16 protein-coding genes are annotated in these 17,238 nt (G+C 66.6%); 3 read left to right on the top strand and 13 right to left on the bottom strand.

Annotated elements, in window-relative coordinates; genetic code table 11:
• The first annotated feature begins 10 nt into the window (after positions 1-10).
• Positions 11-2,494 carry a glycogen/starch/alpha-glucan phosphorylase gene (locus tag ACWV14_RS02880; RefSeq protein ID WP_454902498.1) on the top strand — a complete coding sequence of 828 codons (2,484 nt, stop codon included), beginning with the start codon at positions 11-13 and terminating at the stop codon, positions 2,492-2,494.
• Positions 2,495-2,542: 48 nt separating this feature from the next.
• Here the strand turns inward: ACWV14_RS02880 and ACWV14_RS02875 are convergent, their stop codons facing one another.
• From ACWV14_RS02875 to ACWV14_RS02860, 4 genes are all read right to left on the bottom strand, one after another.
• The gene (locus tag ACWV14_RS02875; protein WP_454902496.1) at positions 2,543-3,013 is read right to left on the bottom strand and encodes an ExbD/TolR family protein; all 471 of its coding nucleotides are present in this window, start codon (positions 3,011-3,013) and stop codon (positions 2,543-2,545) included.
• A 31-nt stretch (positions 3,014-3,044) separates the two neighbouring features.
• Positions 3,045-3,740, bottom strand: coding sequence for a MotA/TolQ/ExbB proton channel family protein (locus ACWV14_RS02870; RefSeq protein WP_454902494.1), 696 nt, complete (start codon positions 3,738-3,740; stop codon positions 3,045-3,047).
• 18 nt (positions 3,741-3,758) lie between these two features.
• A complete protein-coding gene (gene dapB, locus ACWV14_RS02865) occupies positions 3,759-4,604 on the bottom strand; it encodes a 4-hydroxy-tetrahydrodipicolinate reductase (RefSeq protein WP_454902492.1) in 846 nt (281 codons plus the stop codon).
• 118 nt (positions 4,605-4,722) lie between these two features.
• Positions 4,723-5,289 carry an outer membrane protein assembly factor BamE gene (locus ACWV14_RS02860; RefSeq protein WP_422088618.1) on the bottom strand — a complete coding sequence of 189 codons (567 nt, stop codon included), beginning with the start codon at positions 5,287-5,289 and terminating at the stop codon, positions 4,723-4,725.
• A gap of 89 nt (positions 5,290-5,378) precedes the next feature.
• On the opposite strand from ACWV14_RS02860, the gene fur reads away from it, so the two are divergent.
• Entirely contained in the window at positions 5,379-5,798 is a 420-nt protein-coding gene (gene fur / locus ACWV14_RS02855; RefSeq protein ID WP_019655576.1) for a ferric iron uptake transcriptional regulator, read from the top strand.
• Positions 5,799-5,859: 61 nt separating this feature from the next.
• On the opposite strand, the gene hprK is transcribed toward fur, so the two are convergent.
• The 4 genes from hprK to ACWV14_RS02835 form a co-directional block, all read right to left on the bottom strand.
• Positions 5,860-6,819, bottom strand: coding sequence for an HPr(Ser) kinase/phosphatase (gene hprK, locus ACWV14_RS02850; RefSeq protein ID WP_237678285.1), 960 nt, complete (start codon positions 6,817-6,819; stop codon positions 5,860-5,862).
• 95 nt (positions 6,820-6,914) lie between these two features.
• On the bottom strand, positions 6,915-7,382 hold the full coding sequence (locus ACWV14_RS02845; RefSeq protein WP_081270769.1) for a PTS sugar transporter subunit IIA: 468 nt from the start codon (positions 7,380-7,382) through the stop codon (positions 6,915-6,917).
• Between the two features lie 189 nt (positions 7,383-7,571).
• Positions 7,572-7,901, bottom strand: coding sequence for a ribosome hibernation-promoting factor, HPF/YfiA family (hpf, locus tag ACWV14_RS02840; protein WP_081270768.1), 330 nt, complete (start codon positions 7,899-7,901; stop codon positions 7,572-7,574).
• 331 nt (positions 7,902-8,232) lie between these two features.
• Entirely contained in the window at positions 8,233-10,353 is a 2,121-nt protein-coding gene (locus ACWV14_RS02835) for an ATP-dependent helicase (protein WP_454902488.1), read from the bottom strand.
• Between the two features lie 225 nt (positions 10,354-10,578).
• On the opposite strand from ACWV14_RS02835, the gene corA reads away from it, so the two are divergent.
• Positions 10,579-11,565: a magnesium/cobalt transporter CorA gene (gene corA / locus ACWV14_RS02830; protein ID WP_081270766.1), complete on the top strand. Its 987-nt coding sequence runs from the start codon at positions 10,579-10,581 to the stop codon at positions 11,563-11,565.
• Here corA and ACWV14_RS02825 read toward each other — a convergent pair.
• From ACWV14_RS02825 to ACWV14_RS02805, 5 genes are all read right to left on the bottom strand, one after another.
• Complete coding sequence (locus ACWV14_RS02825) at positions 11,558-12,304, bottom strand: 5'-methylthioadenosine/adenosylhomocysteine nucleosidase (RefSeq protein WP_454905992.1); 747 nt, start codon at positions 12,302-12,304, stop codon at positions 11,558-11,560. The genes corA and ACWV14_RS02825 overlap by 8 nt on opposite strands.
• A gap of 150 nt (positions 12,305-12,454) precedes the next feature.
• Positions 12,455-14,086, bottom strand: coding sequence for an ABC transporter substrate-binding protein (locus ACWV14_RS02820; RefSeq protein ID WP_081270764.1), 1,632 nt, complete (start codon positions 14,084-14,086; stop codon positions 12,455-12,457).
• Between the two features lie 36 nt (positions 14,087-14,122).
• A complete protein-coding gene (locus tag ACWV14_RS02815; RefSeq protein WP_454902486.1) occupies positions 14,123-15,169 on the bottom strand; it encodes a dipeptide ABC transporter ATP-binding protein in 1,047 nt (348 codons plus the stop codon).
• Positions 15,166-16,194 (bottom strand): ABC transporter ATP-binding protein, encoded by a 1,029-nt coding sequence (locus ACWV14_RS02810; protein WP_454902484.1) that lies wholly within the window; start codon positions 16,192-16,194, stop codon positions 15,166-15,168. The genes ACWV14_RS02815 and ACWV14_RS02810 overlap by 4 nt, the downstream gene beginning before the upstream one ends.
• A 134-nt stretch (positions 16,195-16,328) precedes the next feature.
• A complete protein-coding gene (locus tag ACWV14_RS02805) occupies positions 16,329-17,234 on the bottom strand; it encodes an ABC transporter permease subunit (RefSeq protein ID WP_454902482.1) in 906 nt (301 codons plus the stop codon).
• Positions 17,235-17,238 lie beyond the last annotated feature (4 nt).

Raw genomic sequence — 17,238 nt, 5'->3', positions numbered from 1 at the left:
AGCGCCAACCATGACGATCAAAGACTTCGCCTACGACCACCCCGACCGCGACGTCGCGGCCTTCAAGCGCGCGGTGGCCAACAAGCTGATCTACGCCGTCGGCAAGGACCCTGTCGCGGCCAGCCAGGACGACTGGCTCAACGCCACCTCGCAGGCAGTGCGCGATCAGCTCGTCGAGCGCTGGATGATGACCACGCGCGCCAACTACGCGCAGGACCTCAAGCGCGTCTATTACCTGTCGATGGAATTCCTCATCGGGCGCACCTTCACCAACGCGCTGCTGGCCGTGGATTTGTACGACACCGTGCGCGAGGCGCTGGCCGACTTCGGCGTCGACATGGACGCGCTGGCCGAGCGCGAGCCCGACGCGGCCCTGGGCAACGGCGGCCTGGGCCGGCTCGCAGCCTGCTTTCTCGATTCGATGGCCACGCTCGGCGTGCCGGGCATGGGCTACGGCATCCGCTACGAATACGGCATGTTCCGCCAGCGCATCGTCGACGGCCAGCAGGTCGAGACGCCCGACTACTGGCTCACGCGCGGCAACCCCTGGGAATTCCAGCGGCCGGAGGTGAACTACCGGGTGCGCTTCGGCGGCCACGTGCAAAAGCGCGAGGGCGCCAACGTGCCGCCCGGCGCGGTCGACTGGGTCGACACGCACGACGTGCTGGCCGTGGCCTACGACACCATCATCCCGGGCTACGGCACGCAAGCCACCAACACGCTGCGGCTGTGGTCGGCGCGCGCCACCGAGGAAATCGACCTCTCGGCCTTCAACCGCGGCAACTACATGGGCGCGGTCGAAAGCAAGAACCAGTCGGAGAACGTGTCGCGCGTGCTCTACCCCGACGACTCCACGCCCTCGGGGCGCGAGCTGCGGCTGCACCAGGAGTACTTCTTCTGCAGCGCCAGCATGCAAGACCTGCTGCGCCGCTACCTGCGCAACCACACGACCTTCGACCAGCTCTCGGAAAAGGTCAGCATCCACCTGAACGACACCCACCCGGTGCTCGCCGTGCCCGAACTCATGCGGCTGCTGCTGGACGAGCACGGCATGCCGTGGGACGAAGCCTGGGCGCACACGCAGAAGGTGTTCAGCTACACCAACCACACGCTGATGCACGAGGCGCTGGAGACCTGGCCGGTCGAGATGCTGGGCCGCATCCTGCCGCGGCACCTGCAGATCATCTACGACATCAACGCAAAGTTCCTGGCCACCGTCGCGCAGAAGCTGGGCAACGACGTCGAGCTGATGCGCAGGCTCTCGCTGGTGGACGAGACCGGCGAGCGGCGCGTGCGCATGGCCTACGTGGCGGTGCTGGCGAGCCACTCGGTCAACGGGGTGTCGGGGCTGCACTCGGAGCTGATGAAGCAGTCGATCTTCTCGGACTTCGCGAAGCTCTTTCCCGAGCGCTTCAACAACAAGACCAATGGCGTCACGCCGCGCCGCTGGCTGGCGCAGGCCAACCCGCCGCTGGCGGCGCTGCTCGACCAGCGCATCGGCAAGGGCTGGCGGCGCGACCTGTCGCAACTGGAGGCGCTCAAGCCGATGGCCGCGCAGCCCGCCTTCGTGCGCGCCTTCCGCCATGCCAAGCGCGAGAACAAGCTGCGGCTGGCCAACTGGGTCGAGCAGCACCTGAAGATCGACATCGACACCGACGCGATGTTCGACGTGCAGGTCAAGCGCATCCACGAATACAAGCGCCAGCTGCTCAACGTGCTGCACGTGGTGGCGCGCTACCACCGCATCCTCGACGCGCAGGCCACGGGTGTGCCGGTCGACATGGTGCCGCGCGTGGTGGTGTTCGCGGGCAAGGCCGCTTCGGCCTATGTGATGGCCAAGCTGGTGATCCGGCTCATCAACGACGTGGCCAGCACCATCAATGCCGACCCGCGCGTGGGCAAGCTGCTGAAAGTGGCGTTCCTGCCGAACTACAGCGTGAGCCTGGCCGAGATCATCATGCCGGCGGCCGACCTGTCGGAGCAGATCTCGACGGCGGGCACCGAGGCCTCTGGCACCGGCAACATGAAGTTCGCGCTCAACGGCGCGCTGACCATCGGCACGCTGGACGGCGCCAACGTGGAAATGCGCGAGAACGTGGGGCCGGAGAACATCTTCATCTTCGGCAACACCACGCCCGAGGTGGCGGACATCCGCGCACGCGGCTACCAGCCGCGCGACATCTACGAAGGCAACGCCGAGCTCAAGCGCGTGCTCGACGCGATCCGCGACGGTGCTTTCTCCCCAGGCGAGCCGGCGCGCTACCAGGGCATCTACGACGCGCTGGTGAACTGGGGCGATCACTACCTGCTGCTGGCGGACTATGCGAGCTACGTGGCGAAGCAGGCCGAGGTGGATGCGCTGTATCGCGATTCGGATGCGTGGACGCGGATGGCTGTTCTGAACGTGGCGGGGATGGGCGCGTTTTCATCGGACCGCACGATTGCGCAGTACGCGCATGAGATCTGGCATACCAAGCCGGTAGTGCTGGGCTGAGCGTTCCGGCATTCCTCCCTCCCCTCACTGGGGAAGGAGCAAGACAAGTCAGCGCGGCTTTTGCTGCGCCGGCTCGGCCTCGGTCACGAACCCAATGCGGCTCAACCCGGCCTTGTTCGCGATACCCATCAGCGCCACCACCTTGCCGTAGGGCACGGTCTGGTCGGCGCGCAACTGCACCTCGGTGTCCTTGCTGTCGGCGGCGGCCTTCTCGAAGCGGTCGGCCAGTTCCTCGTCGGTCACGGCCCGGTCGTTGAAGAAGACCTTGCCGGAGGCGTCGACCGACACGCTCACGAACTTGGGCGTGTCGTTGGGCTGGCCCGCGTCGGTCTGCGGGAGGTCGAGCTTGATCGAGCTGGCCATCAGCGGCGCGGTGATGATGAAGATCACCAGCAGCACCAGCATCACGTCGACCAGCGGCGTCACGTTGATGTCGGACAGCGGCCGCTGCGCGCCGCCGCCCATTGCGCGTCCGCCGCCTGCGGCACCGCTGCCCAGTGAAGTACGACCGAAGGCCATGGTGGTGCCTCGTGCGTTGGTTGCCGGCGGGTCAGACCGGCATCGGCCGCGCGGGTGGCGGCGCGGCGGGCTTCGGCGGCTCGCCGAAACTGCCCAGCAGGTCGTGGGCGAAGCCTTCGAGTTCGGCCTCGATGCGGCCGATGACACGGCCGAACACGTTGTAGGCCAGCACTGCCGGAATGGCCACGGCCAGGCCGAACGCCGTCATCACCAGCGCTTCGCCGACCGGCCCCGCGACCTTGTCGATGGTGAAGCCGCCGGTCTGGCCCGCGATGCCCGACAGCGCGCGGTAGATGCCCCAGACCGTGCCAAGCAGTCCCACGAAAGGCGCGGTGGCGCCCACGGTGGCGAGCAGGATCTGGCCGGCCTGCAGGCGCCGCAGCGCGCCGTGCAGCGCATTGCGCAGGACGCGGGTCAGGCGCTGGTTGCGGTCGACCGCGGCGCCCAGCGTGCCCTCAGGCGCACCGGCGGCCACGCCGCGGATGGCCGACACCGCCGGCAGCACCAGCGTCGCGCGGTCGAAGGCCCGGAGTTTCTGCTCGGCGTCGGCCAGCGTGGCGGATTGCCAGAAGGCGGCGATGCTGCGCAGCACGTCGCGCGTGCCGCCGCGCAGCAGCCAGGCCTTCCAGAGAATGATGACCCAGCTCGCGATCGACATCGCCAGCAGCAGCGCAGCCACCGAACGGCTGACGCCGTCGCCATGGGTCAGCAGTTCGAGCACGCTCATCGGCGGTCCTTTGGATTTTTAGCGCAGGCCCAGCACGTCGTACATGTCGAACAGGCCGGCGCGCTGTTCGGCCAGGAAGCGCACCGCGCGCAGGCTGCCCTGGGCATAGGTGACGCGGCTCGACGACTTGTGGGTGATCTCGATGCGTTCGCCGGTACCCGCGAACAGCACGGTGTGGTCGCCCACGATGTCGCCGCCGCGGATGGCCGAGAAGCCGATGGTGGAAGGGTCGCGCTCGCCAGTGATGCCTTCGCGGGCGTAAACGGCGCAGTCCTTGAGGTCGCGGCCCAGCGCGTCGGCAATGACTTCGCCCATCTTGAGCGCGGTGCCCGAGGGCGCGTCGACCTTGTGGCGGTGGTGCGCCTCGATGATCTCGATGTCGTAGCCGGTCGACATGGCCTTGGCCGCCATCTCGAGCAGCTTGAGGGTGACGTTGACGCCCACGCTCATGTTGGGCGCCATCATGATGGCGATGTCCTTGGCGATCTCGGCGATCTCGACCTTCTGCGCGTCGCTGAAGCCGGTGGTGCCGATGACGGCCTGCACGCCCAGTTCGCGGCACACAGCGAGGTGCGCGAGCGTGCCTTCGGGGCGGGTGAAGTCGATGAGCACCTGCGCATCCTTCAGGCCCGCGCGCAGGTCGGACACGATGGACACGCCGCTGTCGAAGCCCAGGAAGCCGCCGGCATCGGCGCCGAGCGCCGGGCTGCCAGCGATGTCGAGCGCGCCGGCCAGGCGCAGGTCGGGCGCGTTGCGCACGGCCTCGATCAGCATGTGGCCCATGCGGCCCGATGCCCCGGCGATGGCGACACGGCGCGGCGCGGAGGCGGAACTTGAGGAAGAAGTGGAAATGGATTCGGTCACGCGGATTCAGTCTTCGAAATGGCCAATGGCATGCATGGACTCGGGACGGACGCCGCCTGACTCGGCGGGCGCCGCCCGCTGTTTTCTTCTGTCGCTTCGGCTCGCTGCCGCAGCACGCTCAGCGCGTGGCTTCGAGCGGAGGATAGGCAGCCGGCAGCGGCGGCAGGCTGGCCGACGGCGACGAGGTGGCGCTGTCGGCCTTCTTCTCGTCCTTGGAGGGGGCGAATTTCTTGAGGTCGTCCTCGGATGCCTCGAGCGTGGGCACCTTGCCGGACTTCTTGCGGGTGTCCAGCGTGGCGACGAAGTCTTCCTCGCTGGGCATCTCGTCGCCTTCGAAGCGGTCCATCAGTTCGCCGTTGAAGAACACGGTCAGGTGGCGTTCCTGCGGTTCCACGCCCTGGCGGCGGATAGTGAAGACGTAATCCCAGCGGTTGTTGTGGAAAACGTCGCTCAGCAGCGAGGTGCCGAGGATTTCACGCACCTGCTGGCGCGACATGCCGGGCTTGAGCGCCGCGACCTGTTCCTTCGAGACGAAATTGCCCTGCACCACTTCGACTTTGTAGGGAGTGACGGCCGTCAGGGCGTCACGCGTGCGCTCGCTGAAACCGCTGCAGGCACCGAGGCCGAGCGTCGCGGCGATGGCGGCGACCAGCAGCCAGGGACGGCGTTGGAGAATGGCAGGCATGGGAGGAAGGGGGGGTAGCGATATGATCGGCCATTGTAGCGGCTGCCCTTTTCAGGGCCTTTGCCGCAGCCCAGGGCGCAGGAATCAACATGGCCAACATCGACGAACTCAAGAATACCGGCCTCAAGGCCACATTGCCACGGCTGAAGATCCTCGAGATCTTCCAGACCGGCAGCCAGCGGCACATGACCGCGGAAGACGTGTTTCGCGTGCTTCTGAACGAACACTCCGACATCGGCCTGGCCACCGTCTATCGCGTGCTGACCCAGTTCGAACAGGCCGGCATCCTCGAGCGCAGCCACTTCGAGAGCGGCAAGGCCGTCTACGAACTGAACGAAGGCACGCACCACGACCACCTGATCTGCACCTCGTGCGGCAAGGTCGAGGAGTTCTACGACGCGGAGATCGAACGCCGCCAGCAGATGATCGCAAAGGACAAGGGCTGGATCCTGCAGGACCACGCCATGTCGCTCTACGGTCTTTGCGGAGATTGCGCCAAGAAGCGCTGAACCCGCACCTGTTCCTGCAACAGGACGCAAAAGAAAAGGGGCGCATGCCCCTTTTTTGCTTTCAGTCGCTGTCGCGGGCGTTTTCCATCGCCTTGTGGTGGCGTGCCACGAAATCGGCATAGGTGTCGATGCCGCGCAGCTGCAGGATGGAGTTGCGCACTGCCGCTTCCACCAGCACGGCGATGTTCCGCCCCGCCACCACCTGGATGATGACCTTGCGCACCGGGATGCCCAGCACGTCCTGCGTGAGCGGCGCCGAGGGCATGCGCTCGTAGTCGCGCTCGAAGCTGTCGCGCCGCACCAGGTGCACGATGAGCTTGAGCCGCATCTTCCGGCGCACCGCCGTCTCGCCGAAGATCGCGCGGATGTCCAGCAGGCCGATGCCGCGCACCTCCAGCAGGTTCAGCAGCAGATCGGGGCAGCGCCCCTCGATGGTGTTCTGGTTGATGCGGTAGAGGTCGACCGCGTCGTCGGCCACGAGGCCGTTGCCGCGCGAGATCAGCTCCAGGCCCAACTCGCTCTTGCCCAGGCCCGACTCGCCCGTGATCATCACGCCCATGCCCAAGATGTCCATGAACACGCCGTGCATCGAGGTGCGCTCGGCGAAGTGCTTGGACAGGTAGGCACGCAGCAGGTCGATCACGAAGGCCGACGATTCGCGCGTGGCAAAGAGCGGCAGCTGCGCGCGCTCGCAGATCGACAGCAGCTCGTCGGGAGCGGCCTGGCCGTCGGCCAGCACCAGCATTGGCGGCTCCAGCGTGACGATGCGGGCAATGCGGCGGGCGCAGTCTTCCTGGCTGCCGCGCGTCAGGTAGGCCACTTCGCGTGCACCCAGGATCTGTACGCGGTACGGATGGATGTAGTTGAGGTAGCCGACCAGGTCGGCCGCCGACTGCGCACGGCTGATGACTTCGGGGTCGAACTGGCGCTCTGACGCCCCGAGCCCGGCGAGCCATTCCCAGCGGAGCGACCCGCGGAACTCCTCGAACATGGCATCGGCGCTGATGACGGTCGGCTTCATGCGTTCAGGAGCCGGCGCGGCAGCGCCAGCATTGCGTTGGAGTGACGTAGGAAGCCGCGCAGCTTATCAGCAGCCGCGCGTGCCGACGCATGCGCTCAGGCGATTTGAGTGGAGTGCCAGCCGGCAATGAGGCCGTGCAGGGCGGCGGCGTCGGTGCTGGACTTGATCTGCTCGCGCAGGCTGGAGTCGCTCAGCAGCTCGGCGATTTCAGAGAGGATTTCAAGATGCTTCTGCGTGGCCGCTTCGGGCACCAGCAGGAAGATCAGGAGAGCGACGGGCTGTTCGTCGGGGGCATCGAAGCCGATCGGGTTGGCCAGCTGGAACACGGCGGCCATCGGCGCCTTGAGGCCCTTGATGCGGCCATGGGGAATGGCGACGCCGTGGCCCAGACCGGTGGAGCCGAGGCGCTCGCGCGCAAACAGGCTGTCGGTGATCAGGGCGCGTCCCAGGCCGTGAAGGCTTTCGAACAGCAGACCTGCTTCTTCGAAAGCACGTTTCTTGCTAGTAGCGTCAACGCTCACAAGCACTTGAGCGGGCGGCAGGATGGACGCGAGGCGATTCATGGTGGGTGCAGAGCGGGGGCGATTATGCACCCGCTTGGTAAAAACCCCCAGTCCCCCTATTTACTTTCTGTCTACACGTTGCCCGGAGGCCTCGCCCGCCCTCTGAACGGCGGCAATGCCCCAGCGCAATAGTCGGAAAACAAAAAGCCGCCCGAAGGCGGCCTGTGGGTGGAGCCGGAGGGCTCTGGTTTACATCAGGCGCTTGGGCGCCGCGTGATGGTGGTCTTGCAGGCGGTCCTTGTGGCGGACCACCTGGCGGTCGAGCTTGTCGACCAGTTCATCGACCGCAGCGTAGAGATCAGCGTGGCTCGACTCCGCGAACATGTCATTGCCCTTGACGTGAATGTTGCACTCCGCCCTTTGGCGGCGTTCCTTTTCCTTCTGCTTTTCCACCGTGAGGATCACCTTGACATCGACTACCTGGTCGAAATGTCGCGTGATCCGGTCCAGCTTGCTCGTGACGTAGGTGCGCAAGGCAGGTGTGACGTCGAGGTGATGACCGCTGATCGTCAAATTCATGAATGACCTCCTGGAATTGACGGTTGGGGAAATGACCGCACTCCGGAATGGAGCTTGGCCGGCGAAACAGGTGTGTGGGGAAGGGAGAGAGAAGAAGAGACTGGGTAAGAGAAGGAGAAAGCTGGAAGGGTCGATTCACTATGCCCAAGCTGTCACGGTATTGCAATACCAGAGTTGTCCCAAGCTGCGGCCGCATCGCGTGTTTCCCGCGGCACGCTAGCGAATCAATAGCAGCACCCGCGCGCAGGACAGGCGCCGCGGCGTTTCGTTCAAAAGTGTTTCAACAGGAAAGACCCCGAGACCCTGCCGCCGAGAGGGCCGGCGAACAAGCTCAGCGCCAGGCGGCGCGCATGCGGTTGCGCAGGTCGATCACGGCGGTGGGCGGCGGCACGGCCGGCGGGCGCTCCGGCGGAGGCGGCCAGGTCTGCTGCTCGAAGCCCGCGAGGTCGGCATCGGCAATGAAGCGCGTGCGATTGGCATACAGATGCCGGTCGCCGCGCGCCGACTGCTGCGTGACGTAGAAGCGCTGCGGCACCAGCAGGTGCAGGTGGTCGCGTGCGCGGGTCATCGCCACGTAGAGCAGGCGGCGTTCTTCTTCCAGCTCGTGCGCGCTCTGCGCCACGTCGGCCGGCAGGCAGCCGTCGACCACGTTGATCACATGCACCGAGTTCCACTCCTGCCCCTTGGCCGAATGGATGGTCGAGAGGATCAGGTAGTCCTCGTCGAGCAGCGGCGGCCCCGGTCGGTCGCTGGTGGCCTCGGGCGGATCGAGCGTCAGTTCGGTCAGGAAGCGTTCGCGCGAACCGTAGCCGGCGGCCAGCCGCGAAAGCTGCTCGACGTCGGCGCGCCGCACGCCCGAGGTGTCTTCGTACAGCCGCTCCAGGTGCGGCTGATACCAGGCCATCGCCACCTCCACGTCGGCCGGCCATGCGAGCGCAGGAGAGCGCAGCGCCTCGTAGGCCTTGGCGAAATCGGCCCATTGCTCGCGCGCCGCGGAGGGCGGCGCGAAGTCGCGCACGGCGGCCACCGGGTCGGCGGCCTGGTCCATCGCGTCGAGCAGCCGCGTGCCGGTGACGGGCCCGATGCCCGGGATCAGCTGCGTCACGCGAAAGCCCGCCATGCGGCCGCGCGGGTTCTGCGCGAAACGCAGCACTGCGAGCAGGTCCTTCACATGCGAGGCCTCGAGAAACTTGAGCCCGCCGAACTTCACGAACGGGATGTTGCGCCGCGTCAGCTCGAGTTCGAGCGCCGCGCTGTGCGACGAGGTGCGAAACAGCACCGCCTGCGACTTCAGCGCCAGCCCGCCCTCGCGGTGCGCCAGCACCTTGTCGGCCACCCAGCGCGCCTGCTCCGCCTCGTCGGGCACGAGCACCAGCAGCGGCTTGCCGGCCGATGGCTTGTCGGTCCACAGCGTCTTGGCGTGCCGCTCGGCTGCTTGCGCGATGACGCGGTTCGAGGCGTCGAGGATCGGCTGCGTCGAGCGGTAGTTGCGCTCCAGCGTGACCACGCGCGCGTCCTGCGTGAACTGCGACGGGAAGTCGAGGATGTTGCGCACCGTGGCGCCCCTGAACGAGTAGATCGACTGCGCGTCGTCCCCCACCACCGTCACGCCGCGCCCGTCGGGCTTGAGCGCCAGCAGGATCGAGGCCTGCAGCAGGTTGGTGTCCTGGTATTCGTCGACCAGCACATGGTCGAAGCGCGCGCCGACGTGCGCGGCGAGCGCGGGCTCGGCGACCATGCCGGCCCAGTAGAGCAGCAGGTCGTCGTAGTCGAGCACGTTCTGCTGCTGCTTGGCCTCGACATAGGCGCCGAACAGCTTCTTCAGCTCGGCCTCCCATTCGCCGCACCAAGGGAACGACTCCCGCAGCACCTCGGCCAGCGGTGCCCGCGTGTTCACGCAGCGCGAATAGATCGACAGGCAGGTGCCCTTGCGCGGGAAGCGGTTGACGGTGGAAGACAGGCCCAGTTCGTGGCGCGCCAGCCCCATCAGGTCTTCGGCATCGCCACGGTCATGGATGGTGAAGTTCTCGTCCAGCCCGATCTGCGCGGCGTACTCGCGCAGCAGCCGCGCGCCTATGCCATGGAAGGTGCCCGCCCACGGCAGCGAAGGCGGTGCCTCCGACTTCAGCCCCAGCACCTTCGTCAGCACCTGGCCGGCGCGCCGGCCCATTTCCTGCGCGGCGCGGCGCGAGAAGGTCAGCAGCAGCAGGCGCTGCGGATCGACGCCGCCGGCTATCAGGTGCGCCACGCGATGCGCCAGCGTGCTGGTCTTGCCCGACCCGGCACCGGCAATGACGAGCAGCGGCCGCTCGTCGCGCTCGGCAATGGCCGCTCCCACCCCGTGCTCGACCGCCGCGCGCTGCGCGTCGTTGAGCGTGGCCAGCGCGGCGGCCAGGCGCTCGGCCTGGGTCTTCGGGGCGGTGGAAAGAACGGGGAGCGCAGCGGTCTGCATGGGCACGACTTTACTGTATGCCCGTCCAGTCCAGCCACCTTGCTGCCATGTGGCCGGTGACATAATCGCGCCTCGCTGCAACCGGAGACTCTTCCCATGGAAACCGCCCCGTCTCGGCAGCTTTCAACTCCCTTTCACTGACGCGTTTTCTTCACGCACGTCGGGCCCGGGAATTGAAAGCGCCCCTCCCTCGCCCATCGTCCAGTCACCCCCGGGAGTGAGCCAATGCTCAACATCTTTACGCTCGCCAACGGCCGCCTCGTCCAGGAAGAGATCGAGGCGCTCGAAGAGCTTTCCAAGTTCCAGCCGATCTGGGTCGACCTCGAATCGCCCACGCTCGAAGAAAAGCGCTGGATCAAGCAGTACTACGGCCTGTCCATCCCCGAAGACGCGATGGACGAGGACATCGAGGAATCCGCCCGCTTCTACGAGGAAGACAACGGCGAGCTGCACATCCGCTCCGACTTCCTGATCGACGACGACGAGAACCCGCGCACCGTGCGCGTCGCTTTCATCCTGAACCAGCACAACACCGACCTGCGCAGCCGCGGCGTGCTGTTCTCGATCCACGACGAGGACGTGCCGGTGTTCCGCCTGCTGCGCATGCGCGCGCGCCGCGCACCGGGGCTGATCGAGGACGCCAAGGAAGTCATGCTCAAGCTGTTCGACGCCGACGCCGAGTACTCGGCCGACACGCTCGAGAACATCTACGACGAACTCGAAGTGGCCGGCAAGAAAGTGCTGTCGGGCAACGTGAGCGACGAGCTGGCCGGCGAGGTGCTCGGCGCCATCGCGCGGCAGGAAGACTTGAACGGCCGCATCCGCCGCAACGTGATGGACACGCGCCGCGCGGTCAGCTTCATGATGCGCAGCAAGATGCTCAACGCCGAGCAGTTCGAAGAGGCGCGCCAGATCCTGCGCGACATCGAGTCGCTGGACAACCACACGGCCTTCCTGTTCGACAAGATCAACTTCCTGATGGATGCGACCGTCGGTTTCATCAACATCAACCAGAACAAGACCATCAAGATCTTCTCGGTGGCCAGCGTGGCGCTGCTGCCTCCCACGCTGATCGCCAGCATCTACGGCATGAACTTCAAGTTCATGCCGGAGCTCGACTGGGCCATGGGCTATCCGTATGCCATCGTGCTGATGGCTGCCAGCGCGCTGGTGCCGATGTGGTACTTCCGCCGGCGCGGCTGGCTCAAGTAGCCGCGTCTTCCGTGGGCAGCGTGGCCAGCCACGCGCCCACCAGCGCGAGGCTGTAGCGGCTCGCCACCTCCACCACGAAGCGAGCGAAGTAGCCATGCGCGGCATCGTCGGCGCGGTCAGAAATCGTGCGCATCGCGGCAAACGGCACGCCGTAGTCGTGACACACCTGCGCCATCGCAGCGCCTTCCATCTCGACCGCGAGCGCATCGGGCAGCTCGCGCTGCAAGGCCTCGCTCTCCGCGGTGGTCGAGACGAAGCGGTCGCCGCTCACCAGCAGGCCGCGATGCACGCTCGGCTGCCGGAGGCTGAATTCATCCACGGCCTGCTGGCCGACCAAGGCCACGGGGTCGCGCAGCACGTCGGCCGCCACGGCCGCCAGCGCGTTGCCGATGGCAGCATCGGCCGCGAAGCGCGCCATGCCCATCAGCGGCACCTCATGCTTCGGGAAAAGCGGCGAGGCGTCCATGTCGTGCTGCAGCAGTTCGGTGGCCACGACCACGTCGCCCACCTTCACGCCCGGCGCCAATCCCCCCGCCACGCCGGTGAACACGATGGCCCGCACGCCGAAGCGCTCCAGCAGCACCGTGGCCGTCACCGCCGCCGCGACCTTGCCGATGCGCGACAGCACCGCGACCACCGGCTGGCCCTGCAAATGGCCCACCCAGAAGTCGCGCCCCGCCACGCGCACACGCTGCTCGTCGGGCATCTGCGCAAGCAGGGCATTCAGTTCCTCGTGCATGGCAGCGACGATGGCGACAGGCGCGCGCGGCAAAAAACTCAAGACATTTCTCTTTCCAGAAACACCGCGGAACCGGCTCTGCCGGGCCGCAGGTGTTGCCCCCAGCAGGGGGGAAGGCGAAGCGACACGAAGTGCGCGCAGCCTGGGGGGTTACTTGATATCCACGCCGTAGAAAGTGTGGCGGCCGAAGGGGCTCAGCTTGAAGTCGACTACTTCCTTGCGCACCGGCTTCAGCTGCACCGCGTGGGCGATGGTGAACCACGGCGCCTGCTCCTTGAAGATGACCTGGGCCTTCTTGTAGAGCGCGTCGCGGTCGGCCTGCTTGGTCGCGCTCTTGGCCTTCACCACGAGGTCTTCGTAAGGCTGGTAGCAGAACTTCGAGATGTTGCTGCCGCTGGCCGACTTGGCCGATGCGCAGCCCAGCAGCGTGTAGAGGAAGTTGTCCGGGTCGCCGTTGTCGCCGGTCCAGCCCAGCATGCCCATCTGGTGCTCGCCGGCCTGCAGGCGCTTGCGGTACTCGCCCCACTCGAAGCTCTTGATCTCTGCCTTGACGTTGATCTTGGCCAGGTCGGCCTGCATCAGCTCGGCGATGCGCTTGGCGTTCGGGTTGTACGGGCGCTGCACCGGCATGGCCCACAGGTCGGTCGAGAAACCGTCGGGGTAGCCGGCCTGCGCCAGCAGCTTCTTCGCTGCTTCGGGGTCGTACGGGTCGTCCTTCACCGCGTCGTTGTAGGACCACATGGTCGGCGGGATCGGGTTCTTCGCGGCCACGCCGGTCGTGAGGTACACCCCGTCGATGATGGCCTTCTTGTTGATCGCCATGTTGATGGCCTTGCGCACGCGCACGTCGTCGAAAGGCTTCTTCGTCGTGTTGTACGAGAGGTAGCCCACGTTCAGGCCGGGCTGCTCCAGCACCTGCACGTTCGGGTCCTTGCGGATCGCGTCGAGGTCGGCCGGGTTCGGGTACGGCATGACGTGGCACTCGCCCTTCTGCAGCTTGGCCCAGCGCACCGAGGCATCGGGCGTGATGGCAAACACGAGGTCGTCGATCTTTGCCTTGCCGCCCCAGTACTGCGGGAAGGCCTTGAAGCGGATGATCGCGTCCTTCTGGTACTGCACCAGGTAGAAGGGGCCGGTGCCGATCGGGTCCTGGTCGACCTTCTCGGGCGTGCCGGCCTTCAGCATGGCAATGGCGTATTCCTTCGACTGGATGCCCGCGTACTGCATCGCCAGGTTCGCGAGGAACGGCGCCTCGGGCTGGTTGAGCACGATCTTCACCGTGTAGTCGTCGATGCGGTCGACCGTCTTCAGCAGCTTGGGCATGCCCATGTCGTTGAAGTACGAGTGGTTCTGGCTCGTGACCTTGAAGAAGGGATCGCTCTCCTTCCATTGCCGCTCGAGCATGAAGATGAAGTCGTCGGCGTTGAAGTCGCGCGTGGGCTTGAAGCTCTTGCTCGTGTTGTGCCACTTCACGCCCTTGCGCAGGTGGAAGGTGTAGACCGTGCCGTCGGCGGAGATGTCCCACTTCTCGGCCAGGCCCGGCACGACCTTGGTGCCGCCGCGCTCGAACTCGACGATGGTGTTGTAGACCTGCGTGGTCACGTCGAACGAGGTGCCGGTGGTGTTCATGCCCGGATAGAAATTCTCCGGGCTGCCTTCCGAGCAATACACCAGCGTCTTGGCTGACACCGCGCCGCAGGCCAGGGTAAGGGCCGCAATCGCTGTCGGTGCCAGGAGCGCCAGGCTTCGTGAGCGGCGCGAAACGGTGGGCTGGGTCTTCATTTGGACTCCTTGGGACACGGTTGAAAAAGCAGGTTGCTAGGGATTCGTCGCCATCGCGATGGCGCCCGACGGAACATCGGCGCGCACGAGCGGCGCGCCTTCGAGAAACTTCTCCGAGAAATGGCATGCCACCAGCCGCTCGTCGAGCATGCGCGGCAGCGGGCGCTCTTCGCGGCAGCGCTGGGCCACATGCGGGCAGCGCGTGCTGAACACGCAACCCGTGGGCGGATTCAGCGGCGAAGGCAGTTCGCCCTTGAGCACGATGCGCTGGCTGCTGAGCCCCGGCGTGGAAGCCAGCAACGCCTGCGTATAGGGATGCAACGGCCGCGCGAAGATGCGTGACTTGGGCCCCTGCTCCACAGCATGGCCGAGGTACATCACGAGCACGTCGTGCGCGATGTGCCGCACCACGCCAAGGTCGTGCGAGATGAAGAGATACGCCAGCCCCAGTTCGGCCTGCAGGTCGGCCAGCAGGTTCAGCACCTGCGCCTGGATCGACACGTCGAGCGCCGACACAGGCTCGTCGGCCACCAGCAGGCGCGGGTTCAGCATCAACGCGCGCGCAATGGCGATGCGCTGGCGCTGGCCGCCGGAGAACATGTGCGGATAGCGGTTGGCGTACTCGGGCCGCAGGCCCACGCGCGCCAGCATCTCGCGCGCCTTGGCTGCGCGCTCCTGCTTGCCCATGGTGGTGTTGATGGCCAGCGGGTCTTCGAGCACCGCCGAAATCTTCTTGCGCGGATTGAGCGAGCCGTACGGGTTCTGGAACACCAGTTGAACGGCCTGCCGCAGCTCGCGCTTGCGCTCCGGCGGCGGGTTCACCGCATCGGCGCCGACCAGCATGAGCTGGCCCGCCGTCGGCTTCTCGATCAGCGCGACCATGCGCGCGAGCGTCGACTTGCCGCAGCCCGATTCGCCGACCACGGCCAGCGTGCGGCCGCGCTCGATGCGGAAAGAGATGTCGCCCACCGCGCGCAGATGCGACGGCGCACGGAACATGCCACGGCGGATGTCGTAGGTACGCTGCAGGTGGGTCGCCTCGACGACCACTTCGGTCGATGTACCGGCCGATGCTTCGCTCATAGCAGCACCTCGTCGGCCGCTCGCCGCTTGGGCGGATCGCTTTCGATGGCCGCCTTGCGCCCCGGCTCGCCGAGCGGAAAGTGGCATCGCACTTCCGCGCCCTGCCATTCGCGCAGCGCCGGGCGCACGTGGCAGGCGCGCTCGGTGACATAGCCGCAACGCGGCGCGAACAGGCAGCCCGCCGGCCGGTCGTGCACGCCCGGCACCATGCCGCTGATGGTGGCGAGCCGGCCCTCGGGCGCGACGCGCTCGGGCAATGCCGCGAGCAGTGCCTCGGTGTAGGGGTGCTGCGGCGATGCGAAGAGCCGGTCGACGCGCTGGTGCTCCATCACCTGGCCCGCGTACATCACCGCGATGCGCTGCGCCATCTCGCTCACCACGCCCATGTTGTGCGTGATGAGCACCAGCGCCATGCCGCGCTCCTTCTGCAGGTCGCGCAGCAGGTCGAGGATCTGCGCCTGGATGGTGACGTCGAGCGCGGTGGTCGGCTCGTCGGCGATCAGCAGGCGCGGATTGCAGGCGATGGCCATCGCGATCATCACGCGCTGGTTCATGCCGCCCGAGAGTTGGTGCGGATAGCTGCCCAGGCGCGACGACGCGGCGGGAATGCCGACCTGTTCGAGCAGCTCTGTCGCACGGCGCTTCGCATCGCGCTTGTCGAGCTTAAGGTGCAGCCGCAATGTCTCCATCAGCTGGAAGCCGATGGTGAAGCACGGGTTGAGGCTGGTGGTCGGCTCCTGGAAGATCATCGCGACCTCCTTGCCGACCAGCGAGCGCCGCGCCTTGTCGGAAATGCCCAGCAGTTCCTTGCCGGCAAAGCGCATGTGTTCCGCGCGAACGCGGCCCGGGAAGCCCACCAGGCCCATCAGCGCCATCATCGTGACGCTCTTGCCCGAGCCCGATTCGCCGACGATGCCGAGCACCTCGCCTTCTTCGAGCGTGAGGCTCACGCCATCGACTGCGTGCAGCACGCCGCCTTGCGTGGGGAACTCGACGTGAAGATCCTTGATATCAAGCAAAGGCATATCAGTGGCTCCGTCCCGAAAGGCCTTTTCCAGGAACACCGCGGAACCGGCTTTGCCGGGCCGCTCGTGTTGCCCCCTGCAAGAAGGGGGTAGGAGGCCACACGGAGTGGGCAAGCCTGGGGGTGTGCTTCATGCTAGCGTTTGAGCTTGGGGTCGAGCGCATCGCGCAAGCCGTCACCCAGCAGGTTGAAGGCCAGCACGGCCATGAGGATCGCAAGACCCGGAAAGGTGACGACCCACCACGCGCGCAGCACGAACTCGCGCGCATCGGCCAGCATGGTTCCCCACTCGGGCGACGGTGGCTGCGCGCCGAGGCCCAGGAAGCCGAGCGCCGCCGCGTCGAGGATGGCCGTGGAGATGCCGAGCGAGGCCTGCACGATCAGCGGCGCGGCACAGTTGGGCAGCACCTCGCGGAACATCAGGCGCAGCGTGCCGGCGCCGCTCACGCGCGCGGCGGTCACGTAGTCGCGCGAAACCTCGGCAATGACCGCTGCGCGCGTGATGCGCACATAGTGCGGCAGCACCACGATGGCCACCGCCAGCATCGCGTTGACCAGCCCCGGTCCGAGGATGGCGACGATCACGATGGCCAGCAGCAGGCTCGGCAGCGTGAGCACGATGTCCATCAGCCGCATGATCGCGATCTCGAGCACGCCGCGGAAGAAGCCCGCGATCAGCCCGAGCACCACGCCCGCGACCACCGAAATCGCCACCACCGCGACACCGATCGACAGCGACAGCCGTGCGCCGTACATGAGCCGCGAAAGAATGTCGCGCCCGATGGCGTCGGTGCCCAGCAGGTAGCTCATGGAGCCGCCCTGCTGCCATGCCGGCGGCAGCAGGAACACGGCACTGTTGGTTTCGTTCGGCGCATGCGGCGCGATCCATGGCGCGAACAGCGCGACCAGCAACAGCAGCACGATGGTGACAAGCCCGATGACCGCGCCGCGGTTGGCCGAGAAGGCCGTCCAGAACTCGCGCCAGGGGCCGGGAGGGGCGGTGCTTTTCGCACCGGTGGAAATGGTTTGTGTCGAGGCCATGAGC

The sequence above is a fragment of the Variovorax durovernensis genome, assembly GCF_977011995.1.
The sequence above is the reverse complement of the archived record's forward strand: the minus strand, read 5'-3'. Positions and strand labels throughout refer to the sequence as shown.